The sequence below is a fragment of the Pseudocitrobacter sp. RIT415 genome, assembly GCF_003057695.2.
GTDB lineage: Bacteria > Pseudomonadota > Gammaproteobacteria > Enterobacterales > Enterobacteriaceae > Pseudocitrobacter > Pseudocitrobacter faecalis.
Window position 1 is genome coordinate 61,435 of sequence record NZ_QBJC02000024.1, and the last position, 11,979, is coordinate 73,413.

10 protein-coding genes and 1 riboswitch are annotated in these 11,979 nt (G+C 48.1%); of the genes, 8 read left to right on the forward strand and 2 right to left on the reverse strand.

The window, feature by feature from the left end; translation table 11 throughout:
- The 6 genes from DBY68_RS19550 to DBY68_RS19575 are packed head-to-tail and all read left to right on the forward strand — an operon-like array spanning position 1 to position 8,860.
- On the forward strand, positions 1 to 2,586 hold the full coding sequence (locus DBY68_RS19550) for a tape measure protein (RefSeq protein ID WP_199538678.1): 2,586 nt from the start codon (positions 1 to 3) through the stop codon (positions 2,584 to 2,586).
- The gene (locus tag DBY68_RS19555) at positions 2,586 to 3,083 is read left to right on the forward strand and encodes a hypothetical protein (protein WP_105075322.1); all 498 of its coding nucleotides are present in this window, start codon (positions 2,586 to 2,588) and stop codon (positions 3,081 to 3,083) included. Before DBY68_RS19550 ends, DBY68_RS19555 begins: the two co-directional genes overlap by 1 nt.
- Positions 3,083 to 3,553: a hypothetical protein gene (locus DBY68_RS19560; protein ID WP_108474014.1), complete on the forward strand. Its 471-nt coding sequence runs from the start codon at positions 3,083 to 3,085 to the stop codon at positions 3,551 to 3,553. Before DBY68_RS19555 ends, DBY68_RS19560 begins: the two co-directional genes overlap by 1 nt.
- Positions 3,516 to 3,932 (forward strand): NlpC/P60 family protein, encoded by a 417-nt coding sequence (locus DBY68_RS19565; RefSeq protein WP_108474013.1) that lies wholly within the window; start codon positions 3,516 to 3,518, stop codon positions 3,930 to 3,932. The genes DBY68_RS19560 and DBY68_RS19565 overlap by 38 nt, the downstream gene beginning before the upstream one ends.
- Positions 3,919 to 6,408, forward strand: a complete 2,490-nt coding sequence (locus tag DBY68_RS19570) for a host specificity factor TipJ family phage tail protein (RefSeq protein ID WP_108474012.1) — start codon at positions 3,919 to 3,921, stop codon at positions 6,406 to 6,408. Before DBY68_RS19565 ends, DBY68_RS19570 begins: the two co-directional genes overlap by 14 nt.
- A 58-nt stretch (positions 6,409 to 6,466) precedes the next feature.
- Positions 6,467 to 8,860 (forward strand): tail fiber domain-containing protein, encoded by a 2,394-nt coding sequence (locus DBY68_RS19575; RefSeq protein ID WP_108474011.1) that lies wholly within the window; start codon positions 6,467 to 6,469, stop codon positions 8,858 to 8,860.
- Between the two features lie 14 nt (positions 8,861 to 8,874).
- Here the strand turns inward: DBY68_RS19575 and DBY68_RS19580 are convergent, their stop codons facing one another.
- On the reverse strand, positions 8,875 to 9,999 hold the full coding sequence (locus tag DBY68_RS19580; RefSeq protein WP_108474010.1) for an acyltransferase: 1,125 nt from the start codon (positions 9,997 to 9,999) through the stop codon (positions 8,875 to 8,877).
- Positions 10,000 to 10,235: 236 nt separating this feature from the next.
- Here DBY68_RS19580 and DBY68_RS19585 point away from each other — a divergent pair, with 236 nt between their 5' ends.
- Positions 10,236 to 10,556, forward strand: a complete 321-nt coding sequence (locus tag DBY68_RS19585; RefSeq protein WP_108474009.1) for a hypothetical protein — start codon at positions 10,236 to 10,238, stop codon at positions 10,554 to 10,556.
- Positions 10,557 to 10,739: 183 nt separating this feature from the next.
- Here DBY68_RS19585 and DBY68_RS19600 read toward each other — a convergent pair whose 3' ends face one another.
- Positions 10,740 to 11,642: a DHHA2 domain-containing protein gene (locus DBY68_RS19600; protein ID WP_108474008.1), complete on the reverse strand. Its 903-nt coding sequence runs from the start codon at positions 11,640 to 11,642 to the stop codon at positions 10,740 to 10,742.
- Between the two features lie 75 nt (positions 11,643 to 11,717).
- A riboswitch (Fluoride riboswitch) is annotated at positions 11,718 to 11,787 on the reverse strand.
- Between DBY68_RS19600 and DBY68_RS22955 the strand changes: the two genes are divergently transcribed.
- Complete coding sequence (locus DBY68_RS22955; protein ID WP_158529130.1) at positions 11,763 to 11,918, forward strand: hypothetical protein; 156 nt, start codon at positions 11,763 to 11,765, stop codon at positions 11,916 to 11,918. Its footprint overlaps the riboswitch before it by 25 nt.
- Positions 11,919 to 11,979: the final 61 nt, after the last annotated feature.

The window sequence follows — 11,979 nt, forward strand, 5'->3', positions numbered from 1 at the left end:
ATGGCAGGTGAGAAGAACGCCGGTAGCATCGTTTATGAAATCAGCGCCGACGTTGAGCCGCTGTTGCAGGGCGGGAAACAGGCCAGCGCCTCCCTAGATGGAATGGAACGATCAGCTGATAGAGCCAATGCCGGATTTAAGCGCGTAGACTCCTCAACGAAATCAACCGCAAAATCATTCATCCGGGCTGCAGATGACAGTTCAACTGCTGCAAAAATGATGGAAGCACTTGGGAACGAAATAGCCATTCTCGAAGAAAGGGAAAAGAAAGGTGCTCGTTCTGCTGTGATCCTTGCTGCTGAGCTGCGCGCTGGCGCAAACGCAACAGCAGCACAAAGAAAAGAAATATCTGCTCTCACTGGACAGCTTTATGACATGAAGCAGGCGCAAGATAAAGCCTCGTCTTCAACTGGTTTTTTAAAAACAGGCCTATCAGCCATTGCATCATCAATAGCGCTGACACAGGCTATTAGCTGGGGGAAGCAATTTCTTCAGGTGGCCGACAACGTTGCCCAGCTACAGGCTCGAATTGCGAGACTATCTACGGATGCTGGTGCTGCCCGCGATACCTTTAACTCCTTAGCAGATATCTCATCGAAAACTGGCGCAAACCTGAGCGATACGACGAAACTTTGGGAGACTCTGACTTCATCATTGAGAGATGCCGGTGCAACAAATTCCCAGATTTTAAACCTTACTGATACCCTGCAAAAAATTGGTCGTATCGGTGGATCCTCTACTGAAGAAATGGCGAATGCTCTACGGCAATTTGGGCAGTCTATTGCCAGCGGAACCATTCGTGCAGAGGAATTCAACTCAATACTCGAGCAAATGCCAGAGCTTGCCAGGCAGATTGCATCTGGTCTTGGTGTTTCCATTGGTCAGTTGCGCCAGATGATGCTTGACGGGAAACTGACAGCACAGGATGCATTGAACGCCATTCAGGATAGGACAGCTGCGGTAAATGCTGAATTTCAACAACTCCCTCGTTCTATGGGGCAGGCAACCGGCGCGCTTGAAACATCAATGGCTAAGCTTGTTTCATCCATTAATGAAGCTACCGGCGCTTCGTCTTTGGCTGTTGAGGTCGTCGATAAACTTGCAGGTTACATTGATTTTCTTGGCGATAAATCGACGACAACCGCAGATAAAATCTGGAGTCTGGCTGCCGTCATTGGAAAGCTTAACCCTGGTGGATTAGCTACCACCGTTGTCGATGCTGTATTTGGCGATGACGCTCCAGAAAAAGCCGATGTACTCAAGGGGAAAATAAGCGATCTGACAGGCGATCTGGATGGGGTTGCCAAGGCTACTAACAAAGCAGCTGAAGCCACTAAACATTTCACAATTGCCTCAAAGCAATCAGCAAGTAAAACTGGAAAGACAGGCAATAAATCTGCCGCGAAACAGGCGGACGACGCAGCAACTGCGTTGATCCGACAGACACAGACCCTTGCGAGACTGAGTACTGGTTATGCTGAAGGCTCTCTCGAACTTGCGAAGTATGACGCTGTTCTTGCTCTTGGAAACAAAGCATCCACTGAGCAAATAGCGAAAGCCGAGCAGCAGGCAGAATCCATCTGGAAGATCCAGCAGGCCACAAAGGCCGCGGCAGAAGAAGAGAGGAAGCGAAAAGAGGCTGGTAAAAACTACAGCCAGATAAAGTCTTCTGTCTCTCCAGTTGCCTCTCTCGACAATTCATTTCAGTCTCAGATGCAGCAACTTAACGAGTATGCCGCTCTCTACCCGCAGAAAATTGCGGAAGTCGAGGCAACAAGGGCGACAATCGAAGCTCAGTATCGGCAGCAGCGGATTGAAGCTATGTGGCAGGAATGGAGTCAGCAAACACTGGCTACACAGGCTGCGTCTGCTGCATTCACCGCTTTAGGGAATAACGCCTCTAACGTTCTCACTGGCATTCTGACTGGCAGTATGAGCGCTTCCGATGCACTGCGCTCGATCGGTAGCACTGTGCTTAATAGTGTCATCAATACATTTGTTCAGATGGGTGTTGAATGGGCTAAATCAGCCATTTTAGGGGCTACGACTCAGCAGGCCGCAATCACTGCCACTACAGCAGCACAGGTTGCCGGAATTACCACACAGACCGCAGCCAGTACAGCGGCGGCGGCCACGACCACGGCAGCATGGACACCGGCGGCGCTCATGTCGTCGATCGCATCATGGGGCGCGGCAGTGGCAATTGGTGTTGGTGCTATGGCAGGAGTTATGGCGCTGGCCGGTAAGCGCAAGAACGGCGGCCCGGTATCTGCAGGCGGAATGTATCAGGTCGGTGAGGGCGGGATGCCTGAGATTTACCAGGCCAGTACCGGAAGGCAGTACATGATACCCGGCGACAATGGCAAGGTGATTAGCAACAAGGATATGCAAGGGGCAGGTGGTGGTGCTCCTGTCCTGAACATCTACAACTATTCATCAGCTTCAGTTGATGCCCAGGCTACGCAGAACGGAGACGGCTCATGGACGCTCGAGGCATTCATCGCTGATATGAATAATGGTGGTCCAGCAAGTAGCGCTATTACCAGTAACATGAACGTTAAACGTACGCCAAGGGGGCAGGGCTGATGCCAATAATTGACTATCCCGACTGGCTGCCGCTGGCGCAGAAGGCCAGCAAAAATATGACGCTCGATACCGGGTTTCAGACTGACCAGCCAGCGGTCGGCCCGGCTATCTTCCAGAATCTCACCGATGACCTGAAGGTTACCTGGTCACTATCGTGGATCTTCACGCTGGATCAGGAGAAAGCGTTCCAGCAGTGGCTTCGCAGTCCTAACTATCTCAACCGTGGTCTGAACTGGTTCCGTATGCCGGTTAACATCGGTGGTAGCGGCCTGCAGGTGCAGGAGCTGCATTTTACTCAGATGCCGGTGCAAACCAGTATCAACGGTGGGGTTGTCACATGGACCGGTACGGTAATCGCCAACCACCTGTTTAATGCTGACGATGAGTTTGACGACATCATCGTTGAGCTGCCTCCTCCGTGGAATTCGTGGCTGGATATCGTTGTCACTGGCTATCCGGATGGGCGAGACCCGGAATCGTTGCCGAGAGTGCCATAATGCCGACGTACAGAGAATATAAACAGCAGCGCCCCACGCGCGGGCTCTACGACACCATCACCTTTTACCATCCTTCATTTGGCTACGTGCGCCTAGTCGATAAGCAGTTCTTCCCGAAGACGCTTGGAGGCCAGGAGTACACGCCAGCACGCTTTGAAATTGAGGAAAGCCAGCAGAGCGGGACGCCGGTAATCGACGCCACGGTTAAGTTGGGGCGTCTGTCATCTGACGTCAAACTGTTGATGAAGAAATGGAAGGGCGCAGCCAGGCTAACGGCTATCACGGCCACGCGGCAGGTGTTCGATAGTGGTGATGTTTCAGCACCGATCAAATCATGGCGGTTGTACGTAAAGACGGTTGATATCGATGCAGATGCCGCCTCAGTGACGCTTTCCGTAACCAATCCCCTGAACAACAATATCGGCAGGCTTTATGATCCGCAGGAATACACTGGCCTTCAGTACCTCTGATTTCATCGACAAGGTGATCGGTGTGCCATGGGCAAACCGTGCGTGCTCATTTGAACAGGTGGATTGTTGGGGGTTGTGCGTGCTGTATTACCGCCACGTTATGGGTATTGAGCTGCACCAGACGCAGGACTACGAAGCCGGCGCTGATTTCTTTACCTGCTACCAGGGTGACGTCGTTTACTGGCAGAAAGTCGATAAGCCGGTGGAAGGCGGAATCTTCGTTGGCTACAGGGCGTCTCAGCCTGCGCATGTGGGGCTAATCCTGAACAGGAAAGCACTGCACTCGCGTGGCGAGAACGGCAGCGTGAGAGAGGATTCTCTACTCGTTATTCAGCGGGCATTCACTAAGGTGGAGTTTTTCAAGTATGGCTCTGATTGAGTTAAGCCGATTTCCCGGAACGCCAAAAGAACGCTACAGGGTGCCAAACGGCACCCTTTTTTATGACTGGCTGGCGGCTAACGACAGTAACTTCCACCGCGACCTGCTGATCGTCCGCAATGGCGTAAAGCTTCAGGAAGACGATGAACTGGCGTTCGAGCTGTGTGAGATGGACACAGTCCAGTTATTCGATCAGCCGAAAGGCGCGATCGGGGACGCTATCAACTCAATATTCAAAGTGGTGGGGCAGGTCTTTTCCTTCCTGGCGCCGAAGCCGGCCATCGCGAATACCAACTCAGGCCAGACTGTTGACTCGCCTAACAATAGCCTTTCCGGCCAAACTAACACTGCCAGGGTATACAAGGCAAAGCCTGACATTTACGGTCAAATTCGCTCATTTCCTGATTTGATTCAGGAGTCATTATTTGAATATGACGCACCTTTCCCTGGCGGTGACAGCAACATTAGTGGCCTGAAATATGTCACAGAGTGGATGTGTGTAGGGCTTGGCAAATATGACTATTCGTCTGTTCGCTACTCAGAGTCCAGCCTTGGAAGTATGGCTGGCGCAGAGTATCAATTCTATCAACCCGGTGAAGTTATCCCTGTTATTAATGAAGGATACGGCGTTGACGATGTAGACGGGCAGGAGGTTCCCGGACAAAACGAAGGTGACTCTTTCCCGGTCGAAACAGCGACCGCGAATACTGTCATTTCCGGGCTGTATTCTGGCGGTGAAATAGCAGTAAAAATACTCAAGCAATCCGAGTTTGATTACTTCATGGGGCTGGTCCTGCCGCACGCCGTAACGTTCACCATCAACGTTACCTACAACACTGCGTCGGGGCCGGTAACGAAGGATGCAACCTATTCAGGAACGTTAGTATCTGCTGTCGAAACGGATGATGGAAGCATCATCGATCCGGAAAAATGGTACACGTTCACCATGGGAAGCTTGTCGGGTCCGCCGGATGTTCCATCATCAGCCTCAATAAACAGTACGAAATTTATCCTGAATGATAATGAAGCGCTGGTAGTCGGTCCTTTTTTCACCCCGGTAGAGGCGACGGATATCTGGATCCACACCCAGACATCACTGGGCGGAGAGCAATCAGCATCGTGGAAAGTAACGCTCTGGAAAATCGATGATGATTACAATCAGATCCCCGGCACCGAACAGTCATTCTCCTACATCCTTCGCAATCGCAATGCGGCAAGCGAGGTTTACTACAGAACGGTAAAAATTAAGCCTACTGGTGGAGGTGGGAAATACGCTATCAACCTGCAGCGCACAGATAACTCTAACGATGCATCAATACTGAAGATAGAGAAAATCCACGCGGTTAACATCAGAACAAACGTGGTTCATCCCACTGACACACTGGTTCGCGTGAAGGTCCGTGCGACAGAGAATGCCCTTGGAAGCCGTGAGCGGAAATATAACGCCGTGGTGACCAGACACACCATTAGCTACGACCTGGACTCTCAGCTGGTTGACTACACGCTCAGGCCGTCACGTTCATTTGCTGACGCTGTTGCGCACACCTGGCTCGCTATGGGTAATCAGCCAGTGGATAGCATTGACCTGTATGGTCTGTATTCCATCGCTGAGAGCCTTCCTGACGAGCGTCTTGGGTACTTCGATTACACCTTTGATGATGAGAACGATTCATTGGGTGATCGCGTCCAGGCCATCTGTAACGCTGCCAGCGTGACCGCTTACTGGGATGACGGCGTGTTGACGTTTACCCGCGACCAGAAAGTGACGCATCCGGCATCAGTATTCAACCGGGCCAACATGAAAACGGACGAGTACAAGATCACGTATGAAGCCACGCTTCCAGGTGGTTATGATGGGGTTCAGGTGTCGTATGTGCACCCGACGACGAACAATAAGACCTACATCAACTACCGCGTTATGAACGGCACCATCGTTGAGCAAGAGGCTGAGAATCCCAACAAAATGGAGATTGTCGGGTTCAGGAATGAGTACCAGGCCCGGGAGCGCGCGCTGCGGGAAACTAAGCGGCTGCTTTACTCGCGCACGAAGATGAACTCGAAGGTATTCGAAGACGGGATTATTCAGGTTGGTAGCGTCGTCCAGATTGCGGATATATACGATAGCAACCAGCAAGGAGGTTACATCACCGGACGAACAGGCAACAACTTCGATACCAGCGAGCCAATCACATTTACCGGTTCGATGTACGTTCTGGTGACTGATAGCCTGGGTAACCCGACCCTGCGTTATCCGGCAACAGCACGCAGTGATACGAAATACGGTTTCACTGCGCGGGTGCCAGATATTCAGCTAAACATCTGGAATGGTGATTCCGTGCAGCTTCCGTCCCGCTATCTAATTGCGACAGTGGAGGAACTGGACAGCCAGTTATGGACAGTTAACAGCATCAAACCGAACACTGACAACACGGTATCTCTGACTGTCGCCGAGTACAGCGACGCTATCTATCAATAAGAACCAATCCCCATCACCACAACCCAGCCAATGTGCTGGGTTTAATTATGGAATAAATATGGCTACGCAACCCACTAACCTGCCAGTACCAAGCGAATCTCCGCGCGACCTGAAGTTTAACGCCGGTAAGATTGATGAGTTTGTAACTTCAAAGCAGCGCGAATATGAAGACAGATTTGGCAACAAGCATTACACCGTAGAAGGTTTGCGCTGGGTTGCTCAGCAAGCTATCTCAGCGTTTGGTTATATTACGTTAAAGAGTTTCCAGCTTGGTGCTCCATTGCCAAATAATGAATTAACACTGCCTAATCAGGTTCTTCAGGATGAGAGTGATGGTGAATATTACCGCTGGGATGGCACTTTCCCAAAACAAGTACCTGCTGGATCTACTCCACAGTCAACAGGAGGAGTAGGTGCTGGGGCGTGGTTGAGTGTTGGTGATGCTATTTTAAGAAGTTATATAGACACAAATTTCAAAACGAAGGTAATAAATTTTGAATCGATAACTCAGGCCATCAATTCTGATTTGCTACCTGGGTCTACAATATCAATATCTGCAGAAGATGGACTCCCTAAGGCACTTTATAACGTTACTGATAAAACGCCTCAGGCCGGGCATATCTTTTACGTTCGAACGATATTTGGGTTATATTTAACCCCTTCAGGTGGAACAACCTTCTCCTCAAAAGTCACACCCCAACTTAGCTATTCGGTTCTCCATCTGCCAGAAATCGGGTTGATAACTGATGCCGCAGTTCAGGGGGCATATTTCGATAACATAACACAAAGCGTGTTGCTTGGTTTTAGCAGGAAAGTTACAGATATTGATGGTGAGCATGAAGTTGTAGATATTTATGAGTATGAGTTCAATGATGGCGTTTTTGGTAACATTATAAAAATAGTAACTGATATTCCTGCTGGGCATGGCGATTATTACTGTATTGTTTATCGAAATGATTCACGGTATTTAGTATTCCATGAACCAAAGACAACATTGTCATCAGACTCATTTTCTGGTGGATATATTTCAACGATTAAGTTTGATGCAGTTACACCTGTATCAACTAAGCAGCGCTTGCTTGATTTATCATCAGATCAAAGTAGGCAAACTGTCGGTGCCTACGGCGATAAGCTGTGGATAAACAGGGTAGGAATTAGTAGTAATGTCTGTGATATTGATCAGGTGTTCAATGGTATATTTTCTCCTGAATCTATAGTTCCTTGGTCGGCATTATCTGATGTCGCTACTATTACGATCCCAGAACAAAATTTTGTTGCATCTCCTGTTGGGGATGGATCGTTTATGGCAATAACGGGTGCCGAATCACACAAGAAAGGTCACTGTTGGTTGACCAGTAACGTACCTTACAAAAACCTTGAAACCACCCCAATTTATTGGAATGCGGTGTATTCAGAACCAGAAGTGCTTTTTCACTATTGGTCCGCATCTGGAGGTTGCTACAAAACAATTTTGCTGTCATGGGAGTGGAGCACTCAGAGTCTTCGTGTTTCTCAAGTTCAAGGTTCTGGTGGGTTTGGATGGAAATTACATCAGGTAACATATCCTGGTCGCACCTATAACTCTTGGGGTGGTAATGTTTCAGTTGCGGAAGTGACCAATATTCTTTCAGCAAAGCAAGGCATTGCCGTTGGTGGGCAACTTGGGTCTTCCGACGATTATACGCCTACTGACTTTATGATTGAGCAATGGTCATCAAGCGCCTCAGGTAGGAGCGGGGCAAGATTTCAATACGGCAAGACACCTTACACCAATACACAGTTATTATTTGATGAATATAATGACTCAACATACCCTCATGGCTGGCGTTTTTCTACTGTTGTTAGCAGCACTACATCTCCTGCTCTCCAGGTAATGAAAGATCATGTTTTCGTCGGCGCATTCGCTACGAAATCTCAGATGACAACCAATCCGTATAAAGACTTTATGCTGCATTTAAGGCCAGCCAGCAAAGACTATTGCGGAGTGTACATCGATTCTTCATCTGGAAAACCTGGAGTAGTAACAGCAAGCGGAGGAGCAACGCTCGCAAGTACCGCCCAAGCACTGCGATTTGGTGGATACACAACATCAACTCAGGTGTTCGATCAATATCTGCAGATTTTGTCTACAGGTTACACATGGAACGTCCCTGCGGCGTCTGACAGGCGTTTGAAGTATGATATTGAGTATCTGTCTCCTGAGTCGTGTCTTGATCGTGTTTTGAAAATGAAACCGGCTGACTATAGCAGAATAAGGGACAAAAAGAGGGCTCGCGGATTTATTGCCCAAGATGCCAATGGGGTGGACCGCTTGCTTGGCGAGCGAAATAACGGTGTATATGGAGTTCACTTTGAGGCTGTTGCCGCAGACAATACCGGGGCAATTATCGCGCTCAACAACAAAATAGAGGAACTTAAAGGCATAATCAGTCAATTATGCAAGGGGAAATAAGCCCCAAATGGGGCTTACGCTTTTACGCCGCTATGGATGGCGGTAATTGATTTTTTTATAAATGGATGCTCTATATATTTAAAGCTCAACGAACATACTATGCATGTGAATAGGCTGTACGCGAGTGCATATGCCGGTAGCGTTGTTGTTGATAAATAAATGTCAAATAAATTAGCGAAAAAGAAATAACATAATATATGTAACAGATATACACTGTAGCTAATCTCTCCCATAAACCTGAGGGATGAATCGCAGAGGATTTTTGGTTTTGTTACAATTACTGATATGAAAAATAGAGATGCAACTGAAAGCCTTCCAATTCCATAATTATTTAAATCTAAAGATGTTACATATACAAGAAGAGCTAAAGATGCAAAAAATATAGCGTACCGTAATAATAAATTATTTAATTGTATCCTTCTGTCTAGATAAGCAGCCAGTGCTCCAGCCACAAACAGAGCACCAAAACTACTACCATCTAAATAAAGCACAATTAAAACTGAAAATACAGCAGAAATCACCGCCATAATAGTAGTCCACCTTGCATGTAGGCAGGCTGCAACCGCTGGCATCATAAAGTAAAACTTCCATTCGTATGGCAAAGACCATAAAACGCTAAAAAGCTCTGTTCCGTTGAATCCTGGAACAGAAAGGTCGGTTCCCAGCAATCCAAAAGCGTACAACTTAATCGATGACACCACATCGCTTAAGCCGAATGAGGATGATTTAAAAAAGGTTACGAATATCAGGATGGTAACTGTAAAAAAGTATGCAGGGGCTAATCTTTTAAATCTTGCTATAAAAAATTTATCCCACTTCTGATTCTTATTGTTAAGTAGCTTTGTAATAAACAAATAACCAGTTATGCAGAAGAATAATTGAACTCCAACGGCACCCAGTCTGTGATCGAAGTTTAGAGAGTCATAGAACCATTTTCTTTCGAACGACTCAGAGTAAGATATCCTCCATGAGTGTGCGCAAACAACCAGTGTAGCGGCAACTCCACGCAATCCATCAATGTAACCAATTCTTGATGTTTCACTGTTAATGTGAGGGAGCACTCGTAATTTGTTCAATGCAAAGCAAGAGGCATAAAATGATAGAAAAATAAAAATAGACGAAAAATTAGCCATTAACATATGGAGTTAACTCACATTTCTTGTTCGGAATTTTATACAGTGCAACGCACACATGCTATAGAATCATGAAGTTTAGCATCATCCGATCACATGATCGACAAGGTCTGTGTTTTGAAATTCATGAAAGTAAATTTCTTACCCTTCCAGCTACTTAGAATTTTCCCGCCGTCCGATTCTTGATCTGAATCTTCATTGCATAATACTGTATTAATATACAGTAACTATCGGAGGTCATCATGGGGTTCCCAAGTCCAGCTAAAGACTACATTGAACGCACGCTAACTATAGAGACTATCTGCGGCGTCACGGCTAACAGCCTGGTGATTGAGACATCGCATGGGTTTGCTGTGATAGAGAAGGGTATGAAGCCATCACCAGATAGCACCTACCTGATTTCGTACACAGGAGGTTGTCACTTTGCCAAGCGTAGAGGTGATGCACTAATAACGGTAGATGGTGAAGTACTGGAAGGTGAGGTTCTGGATGAGGTGGATGTGAAGGGAGTTCTGACGCATCTGATTAACCGGGCCACCGATGACGATAATCCTGCAATCTGAGACAAATTTGAGACATGCAAGGCTTTGCAGCGTTTTACAAGGCTTTGCATGTTTTCGCATCATGGGACGTGTGAGCGCAGGAATGACGCGGTAAGTAACTGACTTAGAAGGTAGTTCTAGGAACTTCTAAGTCGTGGGTCACAGGTTCGAATCCTGTAGGGCGTACCATTTTACCGTCTAGCGTTATTTCCCCTTTGCAAGAGAGTTTTCAAGCCACGGCAATAGCTGTTTTTTACGGCTCAGCATGCCTTCTACTTTGCAGGGCGCGTCTGCTTGCTGGCCTTCCGGCACGGCAAAATAGAGCGTCGAATACCCGGCATTGATATCCGTTAGCATGAGCACCACCCGTTGCGCGCCGGTCTCACGGATATTCTGCGCCATCGCCTGTTGTAACTCATCCAGTACCGCATCCACCTGATTTAATGAAAACAGTTCGATCTGTGCGGCGTTGATCTTCAGGCCCTGGATCTGGAACGTTTTGATATCTTTATTAAGCAGTGCTTTTCCGCTCAGCCCTTCAATGCTGGTTTTTGCGGTCAGTAGCCCGGCAATAAAGGCATCTTTCTCGATGCCCGCGAGAGCTGAGAGTTCCTCAACCGCAAGCGTGTCATCGGACGTTGTGGTGGGTGAACGCAGCGCGACGGTGTCGCTTATCACAGCACCCAGCATTAAAAGTGCTTCCGCAGGCGTTATCATCTGGCGGATCGCTGGGGTCATCAGTTGCCACAGCAGCGTACTGCTGCTGCCCACCGGTTTTACCCATACTTCCGGCGGCAGGCGCGTGACCAGGCCACCAAGGCGATGATGGTCGATGATCCCGACAACGTTACTTTCCGCTAAAGAAGCGGGGCCCTGGGTGGGCTCGGTGAAGTCGACCAGCCAGACATCGCGATCGGCGAGTGAATCGGTGAGTAAGGCGGGAACAGACAGTTGTGCCTGTTCAAAAATAAAGCGCGTTTCGCGATTAATTTCCCCACAACGCCAGGCCTGTGCCTGACAGCCCCTCAGCGTAAGCCAGCGGCTTGCCATATAAGCGGTGCAAACAGCGTCGCTATCAGGATGAAGGTGACCGAGTACATTTATCATTGCTTAAACCTTTTCAGGGAAGCATGTTTAGCTGGAGAAGAAAGGCCAGCCTGACACGCCCCATCGTGAATGAGAGTCATATCAGGCGTCATTAGCCTCCAAACGAGGCGGTTGGGGAAGGTGGAACGCCATCACCTTGCAACCAGTGTGAACCACGGCGCGCTGGCTTTCAAGCGCTTGCGCGGCAGTAAAAAGACTTTGCGCAACAATGCAAAAAAAACGCAAAGTGCTTTAAGAGCAGAAAATTATTTTGAGTTTAAGATTTTAACCAGATGAAAATCTCAGTTCGGTGTAATAACAACAAATGATAATCAATCTCCACTTACATGTAGAAACA

What these genes read in the sequence shown, in the direction of transcription:
- DBY68_RS19550 (WP_199538678.1), top strand. Translation starts at nt 1, where the DNA reads ATGGCAGGTGAGAAGAACGCCGGTAGCATCGTTTATGAAATCAGCGCC.
- DBY68_RS19555 (WP_105075322.1), top strand. Translation starts at nt 2,586, where the DNA reads ATGCCAATAATTGACTATCCCGACTGGCTGCCGCTGGCGCAGAAGGCC.
- DBY68_RS19560 (WP_108474014.1), top strand. Translation starts at nt 3,083, where the DNA reads ATGCCGACGTACAGAGAATATAAACAGCAGCGCCCCACGCGCGGGCTC.
- DBY68_RS19565 (WP_108474013.1), top strand. Translation starts at nt 3,516, where the DNA reads ATGATCCGCAGGAATACACTGGCCTTCAGTACCTCTGATTTCATCGAC.
- DBY68_RS19570 (WP_108474012.1), top strand. Translation starts at nt 3,919, where the DNA reads ATGGCTCTGATTGAGTTAAGCCGATTTCCCGGAACGCCAAAAGAACGC.
- DBY68_RS19575 (WP_108474011.1), top strand. Translation starts at nt 6,467, where the DNA reads ATGGCTACGCAACCCACTAACCTGCCAGTACCAAGCGAATCTCCGCGC.
- DBY68_RS19580 (WP_108474010.1), bottom strand. Translation starts at nt 9,999, where the DNA reads ATGTTAATGGCTAATTTTTCGTCTATTTTTATTTTTCTATCATTTTAT.
- DBY68_RS19585 (WP_108474009.1), top strand. Translation starts at nt 10,236, where the DNA reads ATGGGGTTCCCAAGTCCAGCTAAAGACTACATTGAACGCACGCTAACT.
- DBY68_RS19600 (WP_108474008.1), bottom strand. Translation starts at nt 11,642, where the DNA reads ATGATAAATGTACTCGGTCACCTTCATCCTGATAGCGACGCTGTTTGC.